This window comes from Vallitalea okinawensis (assembly GCF_002964605.1).
GTDB lineage: Bacteria > Bacillota > Clostridia > Lachnospirales > PQDH01 > Vallitalea_A > Vallitalea_A okinawensis.
Window position 1 is genome coordinate 281650 of record NZ_PQDH01000004.1, and the last position, 26367, is coordinate 308016.

26 protein-coding genes are annotated in these 26367 nt (G+C 34.2%); 23 read left to right on the forward strand and 3 right to left on the reverse strand.

The window, feature by feature from the left end; genetic code table 11:
• The first annotated feature begins 163 nt into the window (after window positions 1–163).
• The 7 genes from cwlD (at window position 164) to C1Y58_RS14125 (ending at window position 6000) form a co-directional block, all read left to right on the forward strand.
• On the forward strand, window positions 164–892 hold the full coding sequence (gene cwlD, locus C1Y58_RS14095; protein WP_105616700.1) for an N-acetylmuramoyl-L-alanine amidase CwlD: 729 nt from the start codon (window positions 164–166) through the stop codon (window positions 890–892).
• 227 nt (window positions 893–1119) lie between these two features.
• A complete protein-coding gene (locus C1Y58_RS14100) occupies window positions 1120–1986 on the forward strand; it encodes a metallophosphoesterase family protein (RefSeq protein WP_105616701.1) in 867 nt (288 codons plus the stop codon).
• A 319-nt stretch (window positions 1987–2305) separates the two neighbouring features.
• The gene (locus tag C1Y58_RS14105; RefSeq protein ID WP_105616702.1) at window positions 2306–3349 is read left to right on the forward strand and encodes an L-threonylcarbamoyladenylate synthase; all 1044 of its coding nucleotides are present in this window, start codon (window positions 2306–2308) and stop codon (window positions 3347–3349) included.
• A 21-nt stretch (window positions 3350–3370) separates the two neighbouring features.
• Window positions 3371–3823: a low molecular weight protein arginine phosphatase gene (locus C1Y58_RS14110; protein WP_105616703.1), complete on the forward strand. Its 453-nt coding sequence runs from the start codon at window positions 3371–3373 to the stop codon at window positions 3821–3823.
• 85 nt (window positions 3824–3908) lie between these two features.
• Window positions 3909–4337: a ribose 5-phosphate isomerase B gene (gene rpiB / locus C1Y58_RS14115; RefSeq protein ID WP_105616704.1), complete on the forward strand. Its 429-nt coding sequence runs from the start codon at window positions 3909–3911 to the stop codon at window positions 4335–4337.
• Between the two features lie 35 nt (window positions 4338–4372).
• The gene (locus C1Y58_RS14120) at window positions 4373–4816 is read left to right on the forward strand and encodes a deoxycytidylate deaminase (RefSeq protein ID WP_330404430.1); all 444 of its coding nucleotides are present in this window, start codon (window positions 4373–4375) and stop codon (window positions 4814–4816) included.
• A 134-nt stretch (window positions 4817–4950) separates the two neighbouring features.
• Window positions 4951–6000: a glycosyltransferase family 4 protein gene (locus C1Y58_RS14125; protein WP_105616706.1), complete on the forward strand. Its 1050-nt coding sequence runs from the start codon at window positions 4951–4953 to the stop codon at window positions 5998–6000.
• Between the two features lie 32 nt (window positions 6001–6032).
• Here C1Y58_RS14125 and C1Y58_RS14130 read toward each other — a convergent pair whose 3' ends face one another.
• The 3 genes from C1Y58_RS14130 to murC all read right to left on the reverse strand — a co-directional run bounded on the left by C1Y58_RS14130 (window position 6033) and on the right by murC (window position 9794).
• Window positions 6033–7034, reverse strand: coding sequence for an ATP-binding protein (locus C1Y58_RS14130; RefSeq protein ID WP_105616707.1), 1002 nt, complete (start codon window positions 7032–7034; stop codon window positions 6033–6035).
• Window positions 7034–8128, reverse strand: coding sequence for a DnaD domain protein (locus C1Y58_RS14135; RefSeq protein WP_105616708.1), 1095 nt, complete (start codon window positions 8126–8128; stop codon window positions 7034–7036). Before C1Y58_RS14135 ends, C1Y58_RS14130 begins: the two co-directional genes overlap by 1 nt.
• 283 nt (window positions 8129–8411) lie before the next feature.
• The gene (gene murC / locus C1Y58_RS14140; RefSeq protein ID WP_105616709.1) at window positions 8412–9794 is read right to left on the reverse strand and encodes a UDP-N-acetylmuramate--L-alanine ligase; all 1383 of its coding nucleotides are present in this window, start codon (window positions 9792–9794) and stop codon (window positions 8412–8414) included.
• Window positions 9795–10194: 400 nt separating this feature from the next.
• Between murC and purR the strand changes: the two genes are divergently transcribed.
• The 16 genes from purR (at window position 10195) to C1Y58_RS14220 (ending at window position 26363) form a co-directional block, all read left to right on the forward strand.
• Entirely contained in the window at window positions 10195–11004 is an 810-nt protein-coding gene (gene purR / locus C1Y58_RS14145; RefSeq protein ID WP_105616710.1) for a pur operon repressor, read from the forward strand.
• Between the two features lie 264 nt (window positions 11005–11268).
• On the forward strand, window positions 11269–11577 hold the full coding sequence (gene spoVG / locus C1Y58_RS14150) for a septation regulator SpoVG (protein WP_105616711.1): 309 nt from the start codon (window positions 11269–11271) through the stop codon (window positions 11575–11577).
• A 151-nt stretch (window positions 11578–11728) separates the two neighbouring features.
• Window positions 11729–13099, forward strand: a complete 1371-nt coding sequence (glmU, locus tag C1Y58_RS14155) for a bifunctional UDP-N-acetylglucosamine diphosphorylase/glucosamine-1-phosphate N-acetyltransferase GlmU (protein ID WP_105616712.1) — start codon at window positions 11729–11731, stop codon at window positions 13097–13099.
• 170 nt (window positions 13100–13269) lie between these two features.
• Entirely contained in the window at window positions 13270–14226 is a 957-nt protein-coding gene (locus C1Y58_RS14160; RefSeq protein WP_105616713.1) for a ribose-phosphate diphosphokinase, read from the forward strand.
• Window positions 14227–14349: 123 nt separating this feature from the next.
• Window positions 14350–14922 carry an aminoacyl-tRNA hydrolase gene (pth, locus tag C1Y58_RS14165; RefSeq protein WP_105616714.1) on the forward strand — a complete coding sequence of 191 codons (573 nt, stop codon included), beginning with the start codon at window positions 14350–14352 and terminating at the stop codon, window positions 14920–14922.
• 5 nt (window positions 14923–14927) lie between these two features.
• Window positions 14928–18449, forward strand: a complete 3522-nt coding sequence (gene mfd, locus C1Y58_RS14170; RefSeq protein WP_105616715.1) for a transcription-repair coupling factor — start codon at window positions 14928–14930, stop codon at window positions 18447–18449.
• A 156-nt stretch (window positions 18450–18605) separates the two neighbouring features.
• Window positions 18606–19625 (forward strand): SurA N-terminal domain-containing protein, encoded by a 1020-nt coding sequence (locus tag C1Y58_RS14175; protein WP_105616716.1) that lies wholly within the window; start codon window positions 18606–18608, stop codon window positions 19623–19625.
• Window positions 19626–19767: 142 nt separating this feature from the next.
• Window positions 19768–20316 (forward strand): stage V sporulation protein T, encoded by a 549-nt coding sequence (gene spoVT, locus C1Y58_RS14180; protein ID WP_105616717.1) that lies wholly within the window; start codon window positions 19768–19770, stop codon window positions 20314–20316.
• 251 nt (window positions 20317–20567) lie between these two features.
• Window positions 20568–21359 (forward strand): nucleoside triphosphate pyrophosphohydrolase, encoded by a 792-nt coding sequence (mazG, locus tag C1Y58_RS14185; RefSeq protein WP_242985406.1) that lies wholly within the window; start codon window positions 20568–20570, stop codon window positions 21357–21359.
• Window positions 21360–21400: 41 nt separating this feature from the next.
• A complete protein-coding gene (locus C1Y58_RS14190) occupies window positions 21401–21676 on the forward strand; it encodes an HU family DNA-binding protein (protein WP_105616718.1) in 276 nt (91 codons plus the stop codon).
• Between the two features lie 68 nt (window positions 21677–21744).
• Window positions 21745–21987: an RNA-binding S4 domain-containing protein gene (locus C1Y58_RS14195; RefSeq protein ID WP_105616719.1), complete on the forward strand. Its 243-nt coding sequence runs from the start codon at window positions 21745–21747 to the stop codon at window positions 21985–21987.
• 93 nt (window positions 21988–22080) lie between these two features.
• Window positions 22081–22359 carry a sporulation protein YabP gene (gene yabP, locus C1Y58_RS14200; protein ID WP_105616720.1) on the forward strand — a complete coding sequence of 93 codons (279 nt, stop codon included), beginning with the start codon at window positions 22081–22083 and terminating at the stop codon, window positions 22357–22359.
• Between the two features lie 11 nt (window positions 22360–22370).
• Window positions 22371–22874 (forward strand): spore cortex biosynthesis protein YabQ, encoded by a 504-nt coding sequence (gene yabQ, locus C1Y58_RS27260; protein WP_408646597.1) that lies wholly within the window; start codon window positions 22371–22373, stop codon window positions 22872–22874.
• 18 nt (window positions 22875–22892) lie between these two features.
• Complete coding sequence (locus C1Y58_RS14210; RefSeq protein ID WP_105616722.1) at window positions 22893–23174, forward strand: FtsB family cell division protein; 282 nt, start codon at window positions 22893–22895, stop codon at window positions 23172–23174.
• Between the two features lie 123 nt (window positions 23175–23297).
• Window positions 23298–24002 carry an ABC transporter ATP-binding protein gene (locus C1Y58_RS14215; protein ID WP_105616723.1) on the forward strand — a complete coding sequence of 235 codons (705 nt, stop codon included), beginning with the start codon at window positions 23298–23300 and terminating at the stop codon, window positions 24000–24002.
• Window positions 24003–26363, forward strand: coding sequence for an ABC transporter permease (locus tag C1Y58_RS14220; protein ID WP_105616724.1), 2361 nt, complete (start codon window positions 24003–24005; stop codon window positions 26361–26363).
• Window positions 26364–26367 lie beyond the last annotated feature (4 nt).

The window sequence follows — 26367 nt, forward strand, 5'->3', positions numbered from 1 at the left end:
ATGTTATTATAAAGGGCGTTGAATCTTAACGCCCTTTAGTTTAGTGCAGGAAAGTTCATGTTTGCCTCTTCTAATTAATTCTTAAGGATAATATACTAATAAAGAAAATCAAAAATGAAGTTTTGATGCTGATATCTTAATAGAACTAATTTGGGGTGGTGGGATGTTTCTAGTTATTAGAAGGGTTCAGTTTTACTTAATTCTTGTTTTAGTATTTATAATCGTAGCAGCTGCAGTTATTTTAGATCAAGAAGAAGTAGTAGCTACAATGAGCTTACCTACATCCGAGAAAGTTGTTTTCATTGATGCAGGACACGGTGGGAGAGATCCTGGTCGAGAAGGAAACTTAGGTGTACATGAAAAAGAGATCAACCTAGCTATCGCCTTATATCTTCAAAGTTATCTTGAAAGCAGTGGGGCAGTGGTTTATATGACAAGGGTAACAGATGAAGGACTATATAGCGAGAATGACTCTAACAAAAAAAGAGCCGATATGCAGCAACGTAAAGAAATGGTTAACAGCAGTGATGCGGATATTTTAGTTAGTATACACCAGAATAGTTTCAGTCAATCCAAGTATCATGGAGGGCAGGTATTTTACCACGGTAATTCTGATGATGGGAAGCGACTTGCTGAGTTAATACAAGAACAGTTTAATACCTTTATTGATGACAGTAATGAAAGAAAAGCTAAAGCAAACGATAATTACTTTGTACTTAGGGAGATTGCCATTCCGTCTGTCATCGTTGAGTGTGGTTTTATTTCTAATCCAGAAGAAGAGGGGAAATTGAATACGGATTACTATCAACAAAAAATTGCTTGGGGAATATATGTTGCAATCATTGAGTATTTCAATAATCAGTGTGTAACCACATCGGTGGAAATACAATAAGAAAAGTAGGTGACCATTGGGTCACCTTTTGTTAACTACCCCAAATTAACAATCATCATATTAAATAAGTAAATGTGACACTGTGACAATAGTGCAAAATATGCTATAATCTTATGAACAAGGGATTTATCAAATTTTATAAATGTGGATAAATCAATAAGAATTAATCGATAATACGAAACTTAAATGTCATATTATAGATTTAAATAGAATGGCGGAGGTACGAAATGGCGGTAAGATTTGGCGTTATGACTGATTTACATGGGGATTTTATGCCAGATGCAGAGAAACGATTGATGGAATTCCTAAAAGCAATGGAACGAGAAAAGGTAGATTTTATTATACAATTAGGTGATTTTAGTCTTCTAAAAGAAAAAGGGGCTCATTTAATTCGCCTATTTAATAGTTATTCAGGAGATGGATATCATGTAATAGGTAATCATGATACAGATGATTGCAGTAAGGAAGAGGCAATTGAATTATTAGGTTTAAAACGTTCATATTACTCATTTGAATATGATGATTACCGTTTTATTGTTCTTGATACAAATATCCCAAATGATGTGGGGGTTGAATTTAGGTTAACCTCGGTTCAAATAGAATGGTTAAAAAAACAGTTACTTTCCGATGATAAAAAAGTCATATTATTTAGTCATGGAAGTTTATTGAATTCAAGGATGGGGATTAAAAACAAAGAAGAAGTGCATCAGATGATGGATGAAGTGAATGAACAAGTTGGTTATAGGAAAGTAATAGCGAGCGTCAACGGGCATCACCATTTTAGCAGTGTACATGAGAGAGAAGGTGTCTACTATATTGACATACCAAGTATCTCAAATCAATGGCTAATGAAGCCCTATATTAATACAGCTATTCCTGAGGAGTTACTTAAAGATTACCAGGAATTACAACATGTTGTCCCTTATACAGAACCTTTATATACAATTGTTGAAGTTGACGAAGAACATATAAGGATAAAAGGAAAAGAAAGTGAATACCAAGGGGCGGCACCAGATACTTATGGTCATCCCATGAGCATAGGAGACGATGAGTTATCACCAGTATTAGAAGAGAAAGTTCTATCGCTGCAATAATTATAATGAAGATTAAAATATTCAAAGCCTACAAAAAGCACTGATTAAATCATGTGCTTTTTGTAGTAAGGGATTTAAAAATCTCTTCATAATACAAAGAGGAAATAGGATTATATTCTTTTGACGTCAAAAAAAGAGATAAGTTCCCTTTTGATAGATATAAGCGTATTAAAATGTTATAATTGCTTTATGAAAAAGGGAAAATAAAAGAAGAATAGAATTACTAGTGAAAAATAGTTAAAAATAATTGCATTTTACAAGTAAATTGGTTATGATAAGTAGTGTTTGTTAATACCTAACCGAAAGAATGGTGTTTTGAATGGATACTATAATAAAAGAAGTTAACAAAAATAATATAGATCAAGCGGTAATGAATGAAGCATCAGCTATATTAAAGGAAGGCGGTACAGTTGCATTTCCTACAGAGACAGTTTATGGGCTGGGTGCTAATGCTTTGGACAAGCAGGCTATTGGTCATATCTTTAAGGCGAAAGGACGACCTTCTGATAATCCACTTATAGTTCACATTGGTGACATCAAGCAAATGGATGAAGTAGCTCTAGAAATAACACCCATTGCAAAAAAACTAATTGATTGTTTTTGGCCAGGTCCTCTAACGGTTATCTTAAAGAAGGCAAAAAAGATATCAACACATGTAACTGCAGGGTTGGATACAGTTGGCATACGTATGCCTAATCATCCTATTGCACTTCAGCTTCTTAAAACGTCTAGTGTACCTGTTGCGGCACCAAGTGCCAATACTTCAGGGAAGCCGAGCCCTACTATAGCATCTCATGTTATAGAGGATCTAAAAGGCAGAGTTGATATGATCATTGATGGCGGTAACGCTAATATTGGCGTAGAATCTACTGTCATTGATGCCACTGGTCCACAGGGTGTGATTTTAAGACCTGGTGCCATTACTTTGGAAATGTGCCAAGAGGTATTAGGTGAAAATGGCGTAACGATTGATCCTGCAATACTGGAAAATGCACCAAAGCATCTTACACCCAAGTCACCTGGTATGAAATATACACATTATTCTCCAAAGGCAGAAGTATACATTGTTAATGGTGAGAAAGAACAAATCATAGATAAGATACAGAGGTTCATTAATCAATATGAAGGCAAAGTTGGAATAATGGCAACTGAAGAGCTTTTAGAAAATAGTAAATTGCCATATACAATTAGTCTAGGTAGTCAAGAGGAGCCAGAAAAAATAGCTGCAACTCTATTTAAAACGCTTAGAGATTTTGATGAAATGGGGGTTGATGTGGTGTTAGCAGAAGCCATAGAGGATACCCACATTGGTATGGCTATTATGAATCGTTTGACCAAAGCGGCTGGTTATAAGTATCTATAAAGATTGTTAGGATGTGAAGACATGTGGCATAGAATTATCTTCGTATGCACAGGAAACACTTGCAGAAGCCCTATGGCCGAAAGACTAATGATGAATGAATTGGGAGATAATATAGGGGAATTAAAGGTTATTTCTCGTGGACTTAGTGTCCTTTATCCCCAAGGAGCTAATGAAAAAGCTCATGAACAGATGAAACAAAGAGGTATTGATCTATCTAATCATGAAGCTACCTTATTGAGTGATCAAGATATGGACGATGCTACCCTAGTGTTAACAATGACACATCGTCATAAACAGGTTTTAGTGAGTTCCTATCCTTCCTATGAGAATAACTTTTTTACCTTAAAAGAGTATGTTCATGAAGAAGGCGATGTAGAAGATCCATTTGGGTCTAGTGATGAAATATATGAAAAATGTGCAAAAGAATTGCAATATTTAGTAAAAAGATTAGTAGAACTCATAATTGAAATATAAATGTAATAACCATATTGTGAAAAATAGTTGCTGATTGAGTAAAAAAATGGTATATTAAAGAAGTATGAATTGGAGGAAAACAAGAATGATAGCTATTGGAAGTGACCACGGAGGATACGAATTAAAACAAGAAATTATTCAATACTTAGAGTCAGAAGGATATGCTTATAAGGATTATGGCTGTTATGGTACAGAGTCCTGTGATTATCCTGAGTTTGCTAAAAAAGTAGGACATGCGATCATTAATAAAGAAGCTGAAAAAGGTATACTTATATGTGGCACAGGTATTGGCATTTCTATTGCAGCCAATAAAATAAAAGGTATTCGTTGCGCTTTATGCCACGATTGTTTTTCAGCCGAAGCAACACGTTTACACAATAATTCAAACATCTTAGCCATGGGTGGTCGTGTAGTAGGACCAGAATTGGCATTAAAAATTGCTAAGACATGGTTAGAGACAGAGTTTTCTGATGAAGATAGACATAATAGAAGAATCAACCTTATAGAAGACTAGTATGATGTGAATGAACATAAAGAGGGTGGGGGTTGATGATGCGACCAAGTTGGGATGATTATTTTCTTGAAATTGTTGATTTAATCAGTCAGAGGTCAACTTGTTTACGTAGAAAAGTTGGCGCTTTAATTGTTAAAGATAAACGTATACTGACAACTGGTTATAATGGGTCACCAACTGGGTGCCGCCATTGTGAAGAAGTAGGTTGTTTGAGGCAGGAACTTAATGTTCCGTCAGGTCAAAGACATGAACTATGTCGTGCGTCACACGCTGAACAAAATGCTATAGTTCAGGCGGCTATGCATGGTATATCCATCCAAAACAGTACACTCTATGTAACCTGTCAGCCATGTGTCATTTGCACAAAGTTGGCCATTAATGCTGGAATTAAGCGAATTGTTTTTAAGGGTGATTACCCAGATCAACTTTCTTTGGAATTATTAGAAGAAGCTGGTGTAGACCTTAAAAAAATTCAATAAGTGTAATTAAAAAATTGAAAAATTTACATCATGACATTTAAAGACAAATCATATAGAATATACAATGATTAAAAAGTACAAGAAAGTAAAAAATAATAATAGAACAAAAAGTTCTAAAGAAAAAGGGTGAAATCATGGATAATCCAATGTATTACTTACTTGCTTTTGGATTAGCATTTTTGGTATCACTTTTCATGACACCAATTAGCAAAGTCATTGCTCATAAAATAGGAGCTATCGATTATCCTAAAAAAAGAGGTATGCATAGCAAACCTATGCCATTAGCTGGTGGTACTGCAATTATATTTGGTTTTTATTTCGCAGTTTTGGTTATAAGTGCTTTAAGTAGTGAGATGACAATCCCTAGTATTATTGGATTACTCCTTGGTGGTATTGTTATCGCAGGTCTTGGTATATTAGACGATATTCATGACTTAAGTGCAAAATTACGATTTATTATTCAAATCGCAGTTGCTGCTATGGTTGTTTCCACAGGTATTTTTATTGAGGGTACCACATTACCGTTTTTAGGCTATATTGAATTCGGCATATTTGGTTATATTATAACAATTATTTGGATTGTCGGTGTAACCAATGCTGTCAACTGGATTGATGGTTTAGACGGTTTAGCAACAGGTGTATCATCAATAGCATCATTATTTTTAATGTTTGTATCCATTTTAAATGTTGATGCAATGGGACCTATGGGACCAATTACAGTTATATTGTCAGCGGCACTTGCTGGATCATGTTTAGGTTTCTTGCCTCATAATTTTAATCCAGCCACAATCTTCATGGGAAGTACTGGATCTACTTTCCTTGGATTCACTTTAGCTGTAATGTCTATACAAGGTATGACAAAGAGCCATACAGCACTTGTTATTGCTGTTCTAATTTTAGGATTACCAATCTTCGATACTTTATTTGCTATTTTACGAAGATTAATAACTGGTAAATCTATCATGGAAGCTGACCGTGGTCATATTCATCATCGTTTAATCGATAAAGGTTATAGTCAGAAAAAAGCAGTATTAACACTATACGGTATTAGCGGTTGTTTTGGCGTTGCAGGAATTTTGTTCGCTGAACTTGAAGTTATACTAGCTGTTTTATTAGTAGCGATATTACTATACGTCATGTTAAGAGATAATATTAATTTGAGTTTTTTTGAAAAAGAAGAGTAGAATAAACTAAGCGAAGCCTAATGGCTTCGCTTTTAATTACTTTTTTTGTTTATTTTCTTTTGAATGCGGATATCGTTGCCGTAGAATTTATATAACCGATAATTACCAATAATACGGGATGAAATACGATCGGAATAGTTCTCTTGTATATCAGCTATTGAGAGATTAGTGGAAATAATCGTTGATTTATTATCCAAGATTCTCGAATTAATACAATTGAATAGTTCAGAACTTGTAAATCCGGTGTTCATTTCAGACCCGAGATCATCAATGATTAATAATTCACAGTCAAAGATAGCATTGAAATAATCAACAAGATGATCATCGTTATCTTTTTTGAACTTATATCTCTCTAAAAGATTAAATAGATCAAATGCAGTAAAATAGAGTACCGTGAAACCCTTATCTAATAATGATTTAGCGATACAATTACATAAGAAAGTCTTACCCATACCAGCTTGTCCATAGTAAAGAAGATTCTGTCCTTCAGGAAATTGCTGAACATATCTAACAGCATGTTCATAAATAAGCTTCATATTATCATGAGGCGTTTGAGATTCATTTCCAAAAGGTTCATTAGCATAAAAATTAAAACTAAAAGTACCAAAATTTTCTTCAGCTAAAGTTTTCTTGATATTGGATTGAGAATAAGCATAGTCAATTAGTTTTTGTTGAAAACAAGAGCATTTTTCTTTCCCAATATAACCTGTATCCTTACACTTTGAGCATTCGTATGATAAATCAAGATACGTGGAATCAAGTCCTAATTCTTCAAGCAATTGATTTTTACGTCTTAATAACTTTTCATTATGTTTTTTTAACTTTTCAAGATAAGCTTCTTGTTCAGCAGGTTTGGTAGCGATTAATCTGGCAACCCTGATACCTGTTAAAGCTAATTCACTATCAATGGATTTAACTTCAGGTGATTGGGTATAAATATATTCTTTCTTTTTATCCAAATTGCGTTGGGCTTTTAATTGCTTTATGTCGTATTCATGTAGAATTTTCTTGTATATGCTTTTTCTACTTATCATTATGATCTACCTTCTAACAGTTCATTTTCCAAGTATTGACGTTCTAATCTTTCAATTTCATCGTAATCGATATCAGAACGTTGCTTAAAATTAATGAATTTAGTCTTACCATATTGTCCATTAGAGTAGTTTTGATTATTTTTTGGACGACCGGTTTTAGAAACTTCGGGTTTAGTTGTTTTTTGCTTAGCATAAGTATTATCCAAAGCTAAGATATCATCAAAGGTTCGGACTTTATTTTTAGACCAACTGCTTAATATAGAATCTGCATATTGGAAACTTGGTTTTGATATATTTTTGATCGTTCGATTACATGATTCGATAATGATCTCAATAGTAAACTGATAGTCACCTAACCATTTTTTCATGTATTCAATCTGACTTGGTGTCGGTTCCATCGTGGATAAACCAAAAGCCTTCATTATTCTACGATATTTCTTATTAAATAGATGGATTTGATCTTCAGCTTTCTGAGGTGTATTAATACCTTGTTCAGCCCAGCTTATTGCCACTTTTTCGATGTACCGCATGTTCCGTTTATTATTATCAGCACAATACTCGATGAGCAATTCAATGACATCAGTAGGAAGACCTAACCAATCATGAAAGCTATAGAGCATGCTCATATCATTTGGGGTTAATGTTTTACCTAAATATTGTTGAGCCACTAAGAACATGGTTTTAATCTGAGGAGAGTGGGTATGTGTGTGTATTTCTTCTGGGGAATAATCCGGACGTTTTTCCACTTTCAGCCCTACATCTAATGCTTGATCAGTTGGCTTTGATTCCGGTTTACGAGAATCAGAAGGATTTAAAAACTCTATGTGAAGTCCGTCTTCATTTCTATGAAGGTTCATCAAATGCTGTTCTGTCCAGTAGTTTAAACCCTGAATGACATCACTTTCAAGTAAATCTAATGAACTTGCAATGTCTGCAGTAGATACAGTAGTGTTCGTTTGTAAGCAGGTATATAGCGTATAAAGATAGACTTTTACATAGATACCGTTAGCTTTTGGCATATGATTCAATATAAAGTTATTATCAACAGGTACAAAGCCAAGATCAAAATTAGCAACAGCATTTATGTTTGGCATGAATACTCCCCCTTAATGATTAAAATCATCTCTTCTGATGTATTGAATTTATTATACTACAGATTACTATGTTTGGTAAGTCCAATAGTTATCAACGGGTTATCTTAAGGTTTTGTTTATAAGCCTGTGGATAATGTGAATAAAAAAATCACTTATGATTTTATAAGTGATTTTTATTGATTTTTTAGCATCTGTTATTTTTTGGAAACTCAATGTTATCAAGAATTTATAAACATTTAAAAAATGGAAAATTTGTTGATAACTCTGTGGATAATGTGGATAACTACATTCCTAAGAGTTCTTCTCCAACAATATATATGTCTCCAGCCCCCATAGTTATCAACAGATCACCTGGGGAAACATTTTCTAATAAAAAGTTTTCAATCTCATCAAAGCTAGGAAAATAATAAGCACTCTTACCATAGGACTCAATTAAAGGTAAAAGATCTTTTGAATGTATGTCACCTGGATTTTTCTCACGAGCTGCGTAGATATCAGCTAATATAATGGAATCCGATAGTGACAATGCTTTAGCGAACTCAGGTAAGAAAGCTTTTGTTCGCGTATAAGTATGAGGTTGAAAAACACACCATAATTTTTTATGTGGATATTGTTTTAATACTTCTAAATTAACTTCTATTTCAGTAGGATGATGAGCATAGTCATCAATAATTGTAATACCATGCATATCTCCCTTGTATTCAAATCTTCTTTTGGCACCTTTGAAATTATACAACCCTTTTGCTATTTGGTCAAAGGAAATATTTAAGCAATCTGATGCTGCATAAGCGCAAACAGCATTATGTACATTATGAATGCCTGTTACATTAAGTCGAACATGCCCTAAAAGAGAATTGCCTCTCATGATATCAAACTCTGGGAATATATGATTATGGTATGTTATATTGGTAGCATAATAATCAGCATTGTTGTTTTCAACATCACAAGTTATTACCTTACAGGTAACATCTTTCGTAATGCGATCCAAGTCTTTTATTTGATTATTAATGATAAGATACCCATTGCTATCAATTTGACAGGCATAAGTATTAAAGGAATTCTGGATATCTTCAAGATCTTTGAAAAAATCCATGTGATCTTCTTCTACATTTAAAATGACACCTATTTGTGGATAAAATTTCAAAAAACTATTGGTATATTCACAGGCTTCAGTTAAGAAATATGAAGAGTTACCTATTTTTATATTACCATCAATAGCATCTAATAGACCACCTACACTAATAGTAGGATCTTTTTCAGCAGAAAGTAGAATATTAGCTAACATGGAAGTAGTTGTTGTTTTACCATGGGTTCCAGCTACGCCGATAGAGTGCTCATAATTAGCCATTATTTCACCTAGTAACGTAGCACGATCGATAGTTGGTATACCCAGTTCTAATGCTTTAAGATACTCAGGATTATCTTTGCTAATTGCAGCAGTATATACTACGAGATCTAAATCACTAGTAATAACCCCGGCTCTATGGCTAATGGTTACATGAATACCAATTTCTTTTAGGTGATTTGTAATTTTTGAAGTTCTCATATCGGATCCAGATATGTTAAAGCCATTGCTCTTTAAAACTTCTGCAAGTCCACTCATGCTTATACCACCGATACCAATAAAGTGGATTTTCTGTGGTTTATCGAAGGAAATATATTTCATGTTTGACACCTCACTCAATTGTTATAACTTAGCCCAAATTATTCACAATAATTCATTAATGCTATGCATCGCTTTTAGCCCTCTAAGCATCCTTCCAGGATTAAGATGAACCCTCCAGGTGCAATCTTAATCCTGGAAGAACACTTATAAATCCAAAATCAGCACATAGCCTCAACGTTGATCATGAATGATTCGGGACTATATCTATTAATCTATTTTATTCAAAGTATATATTTTACAGAATAGAATTTAACATATTCTTTCCAAACACTATTATACAGTGTCCTTGCTGAAAAGAAAAGACAATGAATGTTTTTACAAAAAATACTTAAAATATTCGTAAGTTTAATGTATAATAGTGTTTATAGTGAGTTGGAAAAGAAAGGGGTAAATCCGAAAAGTGAGAAAAATAACAAAAAATGATAGAATTGGATATATAACCAAAACCCTTAGTGAAAATCCTAAACGTGTTTATACACTTAACTATTTTGCTGACTATTTTAACTGTGCCAAATCCACATTAAGTGAGGACATCGATTATGTTCGTCATATCTTCAGTGATTTTAGTTTAGGTGAAATTGAGACCATCTCTGGTGCAGCAGGAGGTGTACAATATATTCCCTCTTTGACTGAAGAGCAAAAAAAAGAATTCTGTCAGCACCTATGTCAGGTTATAAATAATAAGGAAAGAATCATTACAGGTGGCTTCATTTATACCAATGATATATTGTTTGATCCTAGCATAACAAGTATGATTGGTAAGATGTTAGCAGACCCTTATCAGAAGGTCGATGTGGATTATGTAGTGACCATTGAAGCTAAAGGAATACCAATTGCCTTAATGACAGCTAAAATGTTAAACAAGCCTATGATTGTTATACGTAAGTCTGCTAGATTAACAGAAGGGACTACGATACAGATGAACTACATAACTGGTTCATCAAGACGTATCCAAACCATGGCAGTTCCTAAGAAAGCTATACCTAAAGGATCAAAAGTACTCTTTGTTGATGATTTTATGAAAGCTGGGGGTACTGCCAAAGGTGTAACCGATCTCATGAAGGAATGTGAAGCAGAAGTTGTAGGAATCGGTGTTGTTATGACTACTGCTGAACCTAGAGAAAAGCTAATTAATAACTATCAAAGTCTTGTTGTACTTGAAAATGTTGATGATGTGAACCAAGTTATAAATGTGTATCCTAGTAAGTAATAGTGAAATTCATTTTAAAATCTTTTCCTTTTTTTAATAAATTTAAAAAATTTTAATAAACAATTAAAATACTTATTGATATTTGGATAAATTTAGTATATAATATTGTTAAAAATAACAAATTAATCAAGCTTAATGTAAAAGATAACGAACATTGCAAAAACAGTATTTTGTTTTGTCATCATCTTCATCATTAGGATAAGGGATGATCTTTAGGGGGTACTTAGCCAAGATCACAACAAGTTACTAAGGAAGGGGTTAACTATGGAAATCACAGATGTAAGAGTTCGCAAAGTAAACAAAGAAGGAAAAATGAAAGCAGTTGTATCAGTAACGTTCGATAATGAATTCGTAGTACACGACATTAAAGTTATCGAAGGAGAGAAGGGTTTCTTCATAGCTATGCCAAGTCGTAAAACTTTAGAAGGTGAATTCAGAGATATCGCACATCCAATTAATTCCGAAACACGAGATCGTATACAAACTGCGGTTCTTGAAAAATATGAATTAGTTACATTAGCTGATGCTGATGTTACTGAAGAAATTGCAGCTGATTTAGAATTAGAATTATAATATTATATGAGACGTTCAAGGAGCACTTCTATGAGAGGTGCTTTTCTTTTAGTCCTTTTCTATTGATATATAGAATATAGATTACTTCACTTGACAATGTAATTATAAAAAAGCGATAATAATAAAGAAGATAAGTCTGAAAGGAGCCAATATGAAGAAATTACAAACAGTTATATTAGCAGCTGGATTTGGAACAAGAATGAAATCTAATGTACCAAAGGTCATCCATAAAATTTTAGACAAGCCATTAGTTGAACACGTTATAACAGCGGCTAAAGATGCTGGATCTACGGAAACATGCATAATTGTTGGGCATAAATCAGAAGAAGTTAAAAATGCCATTGCATCAGACAATGTAGAATATCGCCTACAAAAAGAGGTATTAGGTACTGGTCATGCTGTTATGATGGCTGAAGATTTTATAGATGATGAAAGTTTAGTGCTTATTCTTTTTGGTGATACACCATTAATTACATCAGAAACCATTAAGAAGATGATTGACTTTCATGTAAAAGAGGAAAATAGTGTTACTGTTTTATCAACAGATGTTGATGATCCTACAGGTTATGGTCGAATTATTCGTAATGAAGCCGGCCGTTTTATTAAGAGTGTTGAGCATAAAGATGCTAATAATGACGAGCTCAAGGTCAATGAAATAAACTCTGGAATGTATTGTTTTGATGGAGCAGAATTGAAATATGCACTGAAAAACTTAACTAACCATAATGCTCAAGGTGAATACTACTTACCAGATACTCTAGAAATATTAATGGGAATAGGTAAGAAGGTTGAAGCTGTTAAGACAGCCAATTATAAAGAAATCTTAGGAATTAATAACCGTCATCAACTTCATATTGCAACAGAGATCATGCGCGAAAGAATTAACATATCTCTGATGTTAGAAGGAGTAACCATTATTAGTTCTGAAACAACATTCATATCCCCTGATGCTTCAATAGGTAAGGATACAATTATCTACCCAGGGACAATCATTGAAGGACCCTGCAAAATTGGGGAAAACTGTGATATTGGACCTAATGCTCGCATAATCATGTCTTGTATAGGAGATGATGTTAAGGTAGAAAACAGTACGATACTTGATAGCAGTATTGGGAACAACACAACTGTAGGACCCTATGCATATATTCGTCCAAATTGTGAAATTGGAAGCCATGTTAAGATCGGTGATTTTGTTGAAGTTAAGAATGCAACAATTAAAGATCATACAAAAGCCTCTCATCTAACCTATATAGGCGATGCTGATGTTGGTAGTGGCGTTAATTTCGGTTGCGGTACGGTAGTCGTTAATTACGATGGTGAGAATAAACATCGAACAGTCATAGAAGATCATGCATTTATTGGATGTAACACCAATTTAGTTTCACCAGTTAATGTTAAGGAAAGAGCTTATACAGCAGCTGGATCAACGATAACAAAAGACGTTCCAGAGGAAAGTTTAGCCATTGCAAGAGCACGACAGGTAAATGTTGAGAATTGGGTTTCAAGAAATCGAAAAAAATAGCTAAAAAATATTTTGAGAGTCTAATTTAAGTATGGATTGTTTACGAAATTTTAATATTTTCATGAAAAATGTTGAAAAATATTAAAAACATGTGTATTATTTAGTATGGATTGAACGGAAAAATGCGGCGTAAGCCGGCTCGTACAAAATTTAAGGAGGCTTTTTTTTCGATGGACAGCTTAAATAATGGTATTAAAATTTTTTCTTGTAATGCTCACAAGGATTTAGCATTAGCGATAGCTAGTGAACTCAATTCAACATTAGGAGATTCTGAAGTAGGAAAGTTCAGTGACGGAGAGATCTTTGTTAAGATCAACGAAACTGTTCGTGGTAGAGATGTATTTGTGGTTCAACCAACTTCTACTCCAGTAAATGACCATTTGATGGAATTACTCATTATGATCGATGCCTTTAAAAGAGCATCAGCAGGAAGAATTACAGCAGTAATCCCTTACTACGGTTATGCTAGACAAGACCGTAAAACTAGAGCGAGAGATCCAATCAGTGCTAAACTTGTTGCTGATCTAATTGAAACAGCAGGTGCAGATCGTGTCTTAACAATGGATTTCCATTGTGCACAAATTCAAGGTTTCTTCAATATCCCAGTGGATCATCTTTTAGGAAATCCAATTGTGGCAAGATATTATCAAGAAAAGTTTGCTGATTGTATTGAAGATATTACTGTCGTATCACCAGACTTAGGTAGTGTAGGTCGAACAAGAGCTTTTGCGGAAAAATTAGAAGTACCTTTAGCAATAATTGACAAGAGAAGACCAAAGGCCAATGTATCTGAAATCATGAATATCATTGGTGATGTTAATGGTCGAAAAGTTGTTTTAGTTGATGATATGATTGATACTGCTGGTACAATCTGTAACGCAGCAAATGCCTTAAAGGAAAGAGGTGCAACAGGAGTTTATGCTTGTTGTACACACCCTGTATTATCAGGTCCTGCCATTGAGCGTATTGAAAAATCTGCCATTACTGAATTAGTCGTGTTAAACACGATTAACTTACCAGAAGAAAAACAGATATCAAAAATTAAACAATTATCTGTTGCTCCAATTTTTGCTGATGCTATTAAGCGTATTCACGATGATCAACCAGTATCAACATTATTCCAATAAGTCGAATCGTTTTTGATCATTGAAACGCAGCGATAGAAAAAGATACTCTATAAATGACACAAGATTAGTCCGCTTATAACCATAAGCGGACTATAATCATAATGAGCAAAAGGAGGATTTTTGATGTATTTAGTTGTTGGTTTGGGGAACCCAGGCACCCAGTTTGCTGCAACACGTCATAATATTGGTTTTGATGCTGTTGATTATATAGCCTATAAGCATAATATAGATTTATCAAAAAAGAAATATAGGGCTTATGTAGGACAGGGTATGATGAACGGGCAGAAAGTCATACTTATGAAGCCTCAGACATATATGAATAATAGTGGAGAAAGTATTATACAGGCTGTCAATTTTTATAAAATTCCTCCTGAGAATATAATTGTTATCTATGATGATACCAGTTTAGAAATCGGTAGATTACGAATACGTACCAAAGGAAGTGCTGGTGGACATAACGGTATAAAAAATCTTATAGCTCATTTAGGTGGACAGGTATTTGGACGTGTTAAAGTAGGGGTTGGCGAGAAACCACCTGGTTGGGATTTAGCAGATTATGTTCTTGGACGATTCTCAGAAGAAGAATTGAGAGAACACGTTGGACCAGCATTACGAACCGTTAATGATGCAGTCGAGACCATCATCAATGATGGATATTTGCAAGCTATGAACTTATTTAATCAAAAAAAGGTGTGATTAAGATGAATTCGTTGATACAGCCCTTGGTGGAACTCAAAGAATACAATGATATGATAAAGGCTTTAGAGAAGGGAAAAACCCCTCTCTTAGCTACGGGAGTTTTTGATTCTCAGAAAATTCATTTAATTCATGGTCTTTTAACTCATCAAGAAAAAAAGAGTGTTATCTTAACATCTTCAGAAATGAAAGCTAAAGAAATTTATGAAGATTTAAGTTTTTTTGTAAAAGATAATCGCTATTTATATCCGTCAAAAGACATTATTTTTTATAATGCGGATGTGCATAGTTTAGATATTATTGAACAGCGGATAAGTGTTTTAAAAGCTATCATCGAGGATCAGCCTTCTGTTATTGTCTTATCTATTGAAGCACTTCTTGACCGTTTAGTACCTCTTAAACGATTCAAAAAATTTGTTATACGAAAAGAAGTGGGAGATGTTATCGATTTAGAGGAATTCAAGAAGCAACTTATCTATATGGGATATGAGCGAGTAGATATCGTGGAATCCAAGGGTCAATTTTCTTTAAGAGGTGGGATCATTGACGTCTATCCTATTACAAGTGAATTTGCCTACCGTATTGAATTGTGGGATGATGAAATTGATTCAATTCGTTTTATGGATGCCACAAGTCAACGCTCTGTTGACAAGGCTGAAAGCATAGAAATATACCCTGCTGTAGAACTTGTTATAGATGAAGATAAGATTTCAGAGGCAATTCGGGGTATTGATCAAGAGTGCCATGATATGGTTACGACCTTTAAGCGAAGAAAAGCAAAGGAAGAAATTGAACGAATCACTGAAATCTCCAACGGTATCAAAGAGCAATTATCTGAACAGAAAATGTTTAAAGGGCTAGAAAGTTATATTTCTTTCTTTTACAAAGATACTGTAACCTTATTGGATTATTTAGAAGACGATACAATGATCTTCTTGGATGAATCTGTAAGATCTGCAGAAAAATTAAAGAATGCTTATTTGGAATTTCAAGAGAGCATCAAGTCACGTCTAGAAAAAGGCTATTTATTGAAGTCGCAAGCTGATATGATTTTTACTAATGAAGATATTATCTATCAGATTACCCACAGACAGAGTATATTGTTGAATACTCTACCTCAGCAGATTAGTAGCTTTTCACCTGCTAAGATAGTCAGTTTTCATGTTAAATCCATTAATCCTTTTCATCAGAAATTAGACATCTTACAGAAAGAAATAGAAAACTGGGTAAGTAATAATTATCGAGTTTTATTATTAGCTGGTTCGAAGACAAGAGCAGAGCGTCTTGTAGAGGAATTGAGAGACCGGGATATTAGAGCTATCTTTTCCAGCAAATTAATTAACCCAATTATTTCTGGAGAGGTGGTTGTAGCTAATGGAAGCCTTCATAAGGGATTTGAGTACCCTACATTGAAGTATGTGGTCATTTCTGAATCGGAGGTATTTGGTAAGGCTAAGCCCAAGAAAAAGCGTAAAAAGGCTAAAGGATCACGTATCAACAGCTTCTCAGATCTCAATATAGGTGATTATGTTGTACATGAGAATCATGGTGTTGGTATTTATCGAGGAATTGAGCAAATTAATGTAGATAATGTAAGTAAGGATTACCTAAAAATTTCCTATAAAGATGGAGGAAACCTTTATATTCCTACAAGTCAATTAGATTTATTGCAAAAGTATATAGGTGGTGAAAATCGTAAGCCAAAACTGAATAAGCTTGGTGGGACTGAATGGCAGAAAACGAAGACAAAAGTGCGTAAAGCTGTTCAGGATCTAGCAGAGGATTTAGTGAAGCTATATGCTCAGAGGGAGCAAAAGAAAGGGCATCAATATACGGAAGATACAGTTTGGCAGCGTGAATTTGAAGAAATGTTCCCTTACGATGAGACAGATGATCAACTTGAGAGCATTGAAGATGTCAAAAGAGATATGGAAAGTACCAAGATCATGGATCGTCTATTATGTGGTGATGTGGGATATGGTAAAACAGAAGTAGCTATTCGAGGGGCTTTCAAGGCAGTCCAAGATGGCAAACAGGTGGCTTATTTGGTTCCTACAACCATATTAGCACAGCAACATTTTAATAACTTTGTTGAGCGAATGAAGGACTTTCCCGTTAATATTGAGTTATTATCACGCTTTAGAACACCTAAGGAAATAAGAACTGCTTTAGAAAATACTAGAAAAGGAATGGTGGATATCCTCATTGGAACCCATCGCTTATTGAGTAAAGATGTAAATTTCAAAGATCTAGGGTTGCTCATCATTGATGAAGAGCAACGATTTGGTGTTGCCCATAAAGAGAAAATCAAACACATTAAAGAGAATGTAGATGTATTGACACTGACAGCAACGCCAATACCTCGTACCCTTCATATGAGTTTAATTGGTATTAGAGACATGAGTGTATTGGAAGAACCGCCTCATGAACGACATCCTGTTCAGACTTACGTCTTAGAAGAAAATCCAGAATTAATCAAGGATGCTATCTACCGAGAGTTAAGTCGTGGAGGGCAAGTTTACTATGTCTATAATCGGGTTAAGAACATTGATATGGTTACTGAAACCTTAAGGAAGATGGTACCAGAAGCAAGAATTGCCTATGCACATGGACAAATGAGTGAAAGACAACTTGAAGAAATTATGGTGGAATTTATCGGTGGTGAAATCGATATTCTTGTATCGACCACCATTATAGAAACAGGTTTGGACATTGCGAATTCCAATACAATGATTATTCAAGACGCGGATCATATGGGGTTATCACAACTCTATCAGCTCCGAGGTCGTGTTGGACGTTCAAATCGCATAGCCTATGCATACTTACTCTATAAAAAGGATAAGATTTTACAACAATCAGCTGAAAAGCGATTACAAGCTATACGTGAATTCACTGAATTTGGATCAGGGTTCAAAATTGCGATGCGTGATCTTGAAATTCGTGGAGCAGGTAACTTATTAGGTGCCCAACAGCACGGACATATGGATGCTGTTGGATACGATATGTATTGTAAATTATTAGAAGAGGCGATTTGTGATGTAAGAGATGAGCCTACCAAGGATAATTTTGAAACAACAATCACCATTGATGTTGACGCTTACATTCCCCGAAGTTACATCGAGAGTGAGCTGCAAAAACTTGAAATTTACAAGAAAATCGCATCTATTGAGAATGAAAAAGATTTTTATGATGTTCAAGAAGAACTAGAGGATCGATTCGGTGATCTAGCGCGAAGTGTTAATAACTTGCTAGAAATATCCTTAGTTAAGGCAATGGCAAACGATGCTCAAATTCAGGCTGTAGAGCAAAAAGGCGATAAAGTGGTCTTCATTTATAAGAATAATGCTAAGGTGGATGGTAGTAAAGTACCTGATTTGATGAAAAAACATCGCAATAGACTTTTGTTAGCTTCTGGAGAAACACCTAAGTTTACTTATAAACTCGATGTTAACAGCCGAAAAGACTTATTAACCAATATTAAGAATATGTTACATGATTTAAAAAGTTTGAAGTTGCAATCAGAATAATTTATAATAATGGAGTAGTATTATAGCTAAAAATCTAGGTATATGTTTTAAACGAGTCGTTTAATGTGATTAAGTCACGAATTGGATTACGGGATTAATCATCTAGGTTTTGTTTAAAAGATATATGGAAGTTATGATGATTAAGGGGAGATTGGCTTGTTTAAGAAAAGCATAATTAGTGTACTGATGATTGCAATCCTACTTACTGGTTTGATTGGTTGTACGTCTAGTGATAAGTTGGAAGGTGAGGTTGTAGCAACAGTAAATGGGGAAAGTATATTGATGAAAGAGGCTCTTTTCTATCTTAGAATGACTGAAATGGAGTTTGAGCTCCAAGGGGGTAAAGATATTTGGGACACACCTTTTGATGGGCGATCAGCAGAAGAGGTTGCAAAAGAAAGAGCTTTAGAATCGGTAATCAAAGCTAAGCTATTGCATCAAAAAGCAGTAGAAGCAGGAACAACATTACCAGAAGAAAATTTAAAGGATGTTGAAGAACAAACCCTCAATGTCATTGAAGCAGTTGGAGAAGATGTGGTTAATGATATGGGCTTAACAGAAGATGAAATCAATGAATTGGTTAAAGATAGTATGCTAGGGATTTATTCTCTATATCAAATTGAATTTGTAGTAGATGAAGATGAAGTTCAAGTAGAAGTTGATGAATACGTTGCAGAATATTTAGAAAAAGTTAAAAAAGCAAAAGTTAGCATGCTTACATTTCCAGTAGTAGACGAAACCGGTAATTCTTTATCTGAAGAGCAGCAAGCTGAAGCGAAAGCTAAGGCTGATGAAGCCCATGGTCTAGCTATGTCTGGAGAAAAGACAATGGAAGAACTCGTTAGCATGTATAATACAAACGATACTGCCAATACTTTTACTGATGGAATTGAAATTGCCAAAGGTGAAAATAAAATATACGATGAAGAGTTGTTTGATTTAAACGATGGTGATGTGGTTGTCATCACAACCAATGAAAATTACCAAGTCGTTTTCTTTGAAACTTATATTTATCCAAACGAAGAAGATGTTAATAATGCAACAGAAAAATTAAAAGAACTTATTATCGAGCAAAAAAGACAAGACTCCTATGTTGAGACTTATGAAGAGTGGAAACTAGATTCAAAGATAGATATTAAGGAAGAAATATGGAATAATGTTAAAGTTCAAAAATGATTTTAAAACCATCTAGTAATAGATGGTTTTCTTGTGCATAAAATAACCAATTCAAATCCATAATAAGTATATGAGGCATAGTCAAGAAGTAAATGCCATGGCAATTATACTTAGAATTTATGGTTTTGAAGGAGGATACATCATGAAAGCGACAGGTATAGTAAGACGTATAGATGATTTGGGACGAGTAGTTATTCCAAAGGAAATAAGACGTACTCTAAGAATTAGAGAAGGTGATCCACTTGAGATATTTACTGATAGAGATGGACAAATAATCTTAAAGAAATATTCACCTATAGGGGAATTAGGCATATTTGCAAAGCAATATGCTGAAGCACTAGCTCAGACGTCTGGACATACTGTATGTATATCAGATAAAGACCAAGTCATAGCTGTATCAGGTGGCTCCAAGAAAGAATTACTTGAGAAACGTATCAGTCAAGAACTTGAACAGTTGATCAATGACCGTGTTACAATTATCGCAACGAGAGATGAAAGAGATTACGTCCCTATCTTAGAAGGGAATCAAGATAAAGTCTATGAATCAGAAGTTGTTACGCCAATCATTGCAGAAGGTGATGCCATTGGTTCTGTTATCATATTAAGTAAGAGCACTAAAAAGATGGAAGAGGTCGAGGAAAAGCTAGCTCAATCAGCAGCAGGCTTCTTAGGAAAACAAATGGAGCAGTAGTATATAAGAACTCATATTGGATTTACAAGTGTAGCTTAACCCATTACTCGACAGATTTGATGATAACTCTTCAGTTTATATCGATTCGTGTCGATAACAAGTATGTGGGAAGGCTACACTTTTCCTTTTAACAGGTAATTCTCTTAATTAAAAGGATTTTATTACTAATTATTTAAATAAATACTTTCATTATTAGAATTTATATGATAAAATACAAAATGTAATTACTCTCATTATATGGAGTGATAGCGATGAAAGAGTTAATCGATAAAAAAATGTATACTTTTGATGATTTATTACTTATTATGAGAATATTGCGCAAGGAATGCCCTTGGGATAAAGAACAATCTCATAAATCCTTACTTGAACCTTTACTTGAGGAGACATATGAACTAAAGAATGCTATTTTAAAAGAAGATATCTTAAATATGCAAGAAGAGTTGGGGGATGTGCTTCTTCAAGTCATTTTCCATGCTCAGATTGCCTCAGAATACGATAACTTCGGGATGAATGACATAACCACCCATCTAGCTAAAAAACTCATTTTCAGGCATCCTCATATATTTTCGACGGAAACTGCAAAGAACACAGAGGAGGTCAAACAAAATTGGGAGGCATTAAAGCAAATCGAAAAGGGTCATGAGACTTATACTGAAGCTCTTGAAGACGTGCCGGAGACCCTACCAGCTTTAATTCGTGCCATGAAAATTCAAAAAAAGGCTTCCAAAATTGGTTTTGATTGGAATGAAATAGATGGCGTATTTGATAAACTGCATGAAGAAATTGATGAACTTACTTTGGCGTTTAAAGAAGGCGAAAATAATGAAATTGAAGAGGAATTTGGCGATTTACTCTTTACAATGGTGAATTTATCAAGATTTTTTAAGATAAATCCTGAATTTGCCTTGACAAATGCCATAGAAAAGTTTATAAATAGATTTAGGTACATTGAATTTTTTGCTAATAAATCAGGGAGAAAGATGGAAAAAATGACATTAGACGAAATGAATACTCTCTGGGAGAAAGCAAAATCTTGTACGTAAACAATAATTTTTATTATATACATTTATGAGGAGGAATTATTATGAACAAATCAGAATTAGTTGCTGCTATGGCTGCAAAAACTGAGCTAAGCAAAAAAGATGCTGAAAGAGCTTTAAAAGCATTTGAAGAAGTTGTAACTGAAGAATTAACTCAAGGTGGTAAAATTCAATTAGTTGGCTTCGGTACTTTCGATGTTACTGAAAGAGCAGCTAGAAAAGGTAGAAATCCTCAAACTGGCGAAGAAATGGAAATTGCTGCTTCTAAAGCACCAAGATTCAGAGCTGGTAAAGCATTAAAAGACGCTGTAAACAAATAATAACTTATAAATAAATCTACACTTTCTTGGTGTAGATTTTTTCATATCAGAATGAAAGGAAAAAGGTCATGCGATTAGATAAATATTTAAAAGTTTCCAGATTAATTAAGCGTAGAACAGTAGCTAATGAAGCCTGCGATGCTGGAAGGATTTTAATTAATGATAAAGTGGCAAAAGCTGGCACAAAAGTAAAAGTTGATGATATCATAGAAATTCAATTTGGTACAAGAGTTACAAAAGTTAAAGTATTGGATATGAATGAACATGCTAAAAAAGAAGAAGCTAAAAATCTCTATGAAGTTATTCAATAAGTGTCATAAACAATTAAACCCTCTAATATAATTTAGTAAGATGGTGGACATGTACCACCTTGAAATGCTTGATTATGTTAGGGGGTTTTCTATATGGAGGATAGCAAAAAGAGCAATCATCGGATTGTTATTGATAGTAGAAATGCAGTTGATATCGAAGGCGTAGGTGACGTATTAGCCTTTGATGAACAAGAAGTAGTACTAGAAACCGAGCAAGGTATGCTGGTTATTGTCGGTCAAGACCTACATGTTAATCAACTCAATTTAACAAGTGGAAAAGTCAATTTAACAGGTGTTATTGAGAGTGTTAATTATACTGAGGACGAAGGTTATTCAAAAGGGTCCTTTTTTGGAAAACTGTTTAAAGGTTGATGCCTATGGTGATGGTGAGCGAACAAGCACTAACCTTCATATTAACTGTCCTTACTGGATGTCTTTTAGGATTAGTGTATGACCTTATAAGGATAATTAGACGTATTATTAGACACAATAACATAGCAATGAATATGGAAGACTTCCTTTTTTTCATTTTATGTGGCTTTGTGGTATTTTTGATTTTGTTCAATGATAACTATGGAGAGATTCGTTTTTTCTCTCTAATAGGAGCAACCCTTGGTACCATCATTTATTTCTTTTCATTAAGTAGTATGATCGTAGAATTAGGTACTAGACTTATATTAAAACTCTTAATGTTTTTGAATTTAATTATAAATGTCATTCTTTACCCTATTAAGCTTGTATTAAATGTCCTTCTATTCCCTTTTAAAATTTTATACCGTTTTATGAGAACACATACGAATAAGAAATTGACGAAAACAAAAAAGTGGTTTAAGATTAAAGGAAGAGGAGTAAAGAGGTCTATTAAAGTAATCTTTAAAAAAGTATAGCTTTAAAGGGGTAATAAGATGCGAAAGAAAATAAGGTTTAAAAGAAACTTCACGATACTGTTCTTAATGATAATCACCTTATTTGCCTTTTATAATTACTATAATCAATATAAGGTTATGAAGCATTTAGACGAGCAAGTTGAAACATTGAATGGTGAAATACACAGTGAAAAAGAAAAACAAGTAGAGTTAAAAACAAAGCAAGATTATTATAATTCAGATGACTATATAGAAGATCAAGCCCGTGAAAAGTTTGGTCTAGTTGGAGAGGATGAAACTATTTTCATCATCGAGGAATAAATGAGAGTCCATGTATGAGTGAGATTAAAGCTTACTGAGCATGGGCTTTTCTTGTAGTATTTTAGGAGCGTTGACTAGATTGGTCAGTCTAGAGTATAATGAAGTCAAGAGGTGGTTCTTATGATGAAAGCAATCTTAAAAGCAACAAATCTCAGTAAAACCTATCAAATGGGAGAAATAGAGGTGAATGCTCTAAGAGAAATTGACTTTGAAATCTATGATGGTGAATTTGTTGTTATTCTTGGACCCAGTGGATCAGGAAAGAGTACCATGCTTAATTTAATCGGTGGAATGGATAAGGCTTCAAAGGGAAAAGTTTTTTATGGAGAACAAGGTATTCATGATGCTAACGAAAAAGAACTTACAAATTACCGCCGTCACGCTGTAGGGTTTGTCTTTCAATTTTATAACCTTATTCCTAACCTTACAGCATATGAAAATGTGAAATTATCAGTGGAAATAACAAAAAATCCACTTGATGTATCAGAAGTGTTAGAGCAAGTTGGGTTAGCCGATAGAGCAGAGCATTTTCCTGCTCAACTATCAGGTGGTCAACAACAAAGAGTGGCTATTGCTAGGGCTATTGCAAAAAATCCTGATATACTCTTATGCGATGAACCTACAGGAGCCTTAGATTTTACCACGGGGCTTCAAATCTTACAGCTTTTAAAAGATCTCAATAAAAATTATGGTAAAACAGTTGTTATCATAACACATAATAAAGGAATCGGTGATATAGCAGATCGTGTTTTCTATCTTAAAGATGGTAAAATAACAAAGATTAAAGAAAATGATCAGCCATTATCACCTGAGGAGGTATCTTGGTAAATGGTCCTCAGAAAAAAAATGATTCGGGATATGATGGAAAACAAACTAGCTTATCTATCATGTATTTTGATTATTTCTATTGGCTTAATGACCTCAGTGGCAATGGGAATGATAAGTCAAGACTTGATTTATGCCAAAGATACCTTTTATGAGGATTATGCTTTTGCTGATGCTTTTGCAACAGTCACAGCTATGCCAAAAACAGATTTAAAAGCGATAGAGGGTATTGAAGGTATTGATATGGTAGAAGGGCGCCTTGTTTATGATATAAGGGTGTATATGCCAGATGATAATGAATCCATAACTTTACGTATGGTATCCTATGATACATCAGATGGTAATTTATTAAATCAACCTTATTTATTAGAAGGCTCTCCCATTGAGAGTAGTAAAAAACAGATTTGGCTAGGCGTCAAATTCTATGAGGCACATGAACTAAGTCTAGGAGATACCTTACCTTGTATTATAGGCGGTAATAAGGTGAACTTTGAGGTAATGGGGACAGTACAGACACCTGAGTTTGTTTTTCCTGTGCAAAGTGAAACAATCCTTATGCAAGAAGCTAAGAATTTTGATATTGCTTTTGTACCCTATGATATGATGGAAAAACTATTGAATAAGCCAGGAATGGTTAATGATATAGCCTTTACGATTAAGCCTGGTTATGATTTTGACAGTCTGGAAGATCAAATTAAAAATAAACTTTATCCATATGGACTCATTAAGCTTTTTGATAAAGAGGATCAACCGAGTAATCTGTTATTGGAAGAAGAGTTAAATGGTTTAGTAGAGGTATCATCCAGTATGCCTATCATCTTTCTAACCATTTCAACAGTTATCCTCTATATCATGTTAAGAAGACTAGTAGAACAGCAAAGAGGTTATATCGGTGTGTTAAAAGCTTTTGGATACACCAAGAAGGAAGTCATGGGTCATTACATAACCTATGCCTTGGTAATAGGTATAGTCGGTGGTTTAACAGGTAGTGCTCTAGGGATAGCGCTAGCTTATCCGATGATGATGCTTTATGAATTTTTCTTTAACTTACCAGGATTAGAGGTTCATTTTTCATTGTACCACTTTATTTACTCCATGGTATTAGCACTTATTTTTAGTTTAGTCGCTGGTTATTCAGGTTCACGTAAGATTCTGAAACTCAATCCTGCTGAAGCCATGCATCGACCTGCACCAAAGTTTCATAACAAGACAGTTGTAGAAAGAATAACAGTTGTATGGGAAGCTTTAAACGTTCAAGGGAAGATGGCTGTACGTAATATTTTTCGAAATAAAGGACGAAGTGCATTTACGTTAATCGGCATTATTTTTTCGTTCAGTATCATGGCTACCATGTTTTCTTTTGTAGATATGATGGATTTAATGTTTATTAATCAGTATACCAAAATTGAGAAATACGATATGAAACTTGAATTAGCTATCCCAGCTAATGTTAACGATATTCTCAGTGAGTTAGAGCATACAGATGGTGTTCAACTTGCAGAACCTTTAGTGATGATTCCTAGTACACTAGAAAATAGAGGAATGGATGAAGACTATGTCATTTATGGTATTCCATCAGATTCACAATTATATAGCGTTGTTGATAGTAAGGAAAAAACCGTTCAGATTCCTAGTACGGGATTGATGATTCCAGAACGAGTAGCAGAGGATTTTGGTTTAGATTTAGGTGATGATATATATGTTGAGAGTCCGTTTCTTGATGAGGGGAAAATGTTAGTCGTAAAGGCCATTGTTCCACAGTACCTAGGAGCTAATCTTTATATGGATAGCGAATACTTGTATGATTTATTACGGACACCAGAGTTTGCATCCTCCATTATGCTAAAGGTAGAGGATGGATATGAAGATATAATCAAAGATAAGTTCTATGATGCAACCAATGTTCTCTATGTACAGGAAAAAGAGGAGATACTAGAGAACTTTGAAGAAATGGTTGGACCTTTTTTGCCAATGATTTATGTCTATGGAGGCATTGCGGTCCTTATAGCCTTTGCTATTATTTATACAGCCAGTATTATTAGTTTGTCCGAAAGAAAAAGAGAGTTTGCATCTATGCGAGTATTAGGTATGCACCCGCGAGAAGTAATGAATGTATTATCTACTGAGCAATGGATTTTAGGAGTAGTAGGAGCAGTATTGGGCATACCTGTTACGTATTGGATGTTAGATGCAATGTCCAGTGTTTATCAGAATGATATATTTACTCTTCCTACGGTATTAAAGCCTAAGGTATTTATGTTAGCTTTTATAGGTATATTAGTTGCTATTTTTTTAGTTCAGCGCTATGTGTTTAAGAAGATTAAGGCACTTGATATCGTAGAAGTGCTTAAAGAAAGGGAATGATAGT

Coding starts and splice junctions, on each gene's coding strand:
- cwlD (WP_105616700.1), top strand. CDS start 164: ATGTTTCTAGTTATTAGAAGGGTTCAGTTTTACTTAATTCTTGTTTTA.
- C1Y58_RS14100 (WP_105616701.1), top strand. CDS start 1,120: ATGGCGGTAAGATTTGGCGTTATGACTGATTTACATGGGGATTTTATG.
- C1Y58_RS14105 (WP_105616702.1), top strand. CDS start 2,306: ATGGATACTATAATAAAAGAAGTTAACAAAAATAATATAGATCAAGCG.
- C1Y58_RS14110 (WP_105616703.1), top strand. CDS start 3,371: ATGTGGCATAGAATTATCTTCGTATGCACAGGAAACACTTGCAGAAGC.
- rpiB (WP_105616704.1), top strand. CDS start 3,909: ATGATAGCTATTGGAAGTGACCACGGAGGATACGAATTAAAACAAGAA.
- C1Y58_RS14120 (WP_330404430.1), top strand. CDS start 4,373: ATGATGCGACCAAGTTGGGATGATTATTTTCTTGAAATTGTTGATTTA.
- C1Y58_RS14125 (WP_105616706.1), top strand. CDS start 4,951: ATGGATAATCCAATGTATTACTTACTTGCTTTTGGATTAGCATTTTTG.
- C1Y58_RS14130 (WP_105616707.1), bottom strand. CDS start 7,034: ATGATAAGTAGAAAAAGCATATACAAGAAAATTCTACATGAATACGAC.
- C1Y58_RS14135 (WP_105616708.1), bottom strand. CDS start 8,128: ATGCCAAACATAAATGCTGTTGCTAATTTTGATCTTGGCTTTGTACCT.
- murC (WP_105616709.1), bottom strand. CDS start 9,794: ATGAAATATATTTCCTTCGATAAACCACAGAAAATCCACTTTATTGGT.
- spoVG (WP_105616711.1), top strand. CDS start 11,269: ATGGAAATCACAGATGTAAGAGTTCGCAAAGTAAACAAAGAAGGAAAA.
- glmU (WP_105616712.1), top strand. CDS start 11,729: ATGAAGAAATTACAAACAGTTATATTAGCAGCTGGATTTGGAACAAGA.
- C1Y58_RS14160 (WP_105616713.1), top strand. CDS start 13,270: ATGGACAGCTTAAATAATGGTATTAAAATTTTTTCTTGTAATGCTCAC.
- pth (WP_105616714.1), top strand. CDS start 14,350: ATGTATTTAGTTGTTGGTTTGGGGAACCCAGGCACCCAGTTTGCTGCA.
- mfd (WP_105616715.1), top strand. CDS start 14,928: ATGAATTCGTTGATACAGCCCTTGGTGGAACTCAAAGAATACAATGAT.
- spoVT (WP_105616717.1), top strand. CDS start 19,768: ATGAAAGCGACAGGTATAGTAAGACGTATAGATGATTTGGGACGAGTA.
- mazG (WP_242985406.1), top strand. CDS start 20,568: ATGAAAGAGTTAATCGATAAAAAAATGTATACTTTTGATGATTTATTA.
- C1Y58_RS14190 (WP_105616718.1), top strand. CDS start 21,401: ATGAACAAATCAGAATTAGTTGCTGCTATGGCTGCAAAAACTGAGCTA.
- C1Y58_RS14195 (WP_105616719.1), top strand. CDS start 21,745: ATGCGATTAGATAAATATTTAAAAGTTTCCAGATTAATTAAGCGTAGA.
- yabP (WP_105616720.1), top strand. CDS start 22,081: ATGGAGGATAGCAAAAAGAGCAATCATCGGATTGTTATTGATAGTAGA.
- yabQ (WP_408646597.1), top strand. CDS start 22,371: ATGGTGAGCGAACAAGCACTAACCTTCATATTAACTGTCCTTACTGGA.
- C1Y58_RS14210 (WP_105616722.1), top strand. CDS start 22,893: ATGCGAAAGAAAATAAGGTTTAAAAGAAACTTCACGATACTGTTCTTA.
- C1Y58_RS14215 (WP_105616723.1), top strand. CDS start 23,298: ATGAAAGCAATCTTAAAAGCAACAAATCTCAGTAAAACCTATCAAATG.
- C1Y58_RS14220 (WP_105616724.1), top strand. CDS start 24,003: ATGGTCCTCAGAAAAAAAATGATTCGGGATATGATGGAAAACAAACTA.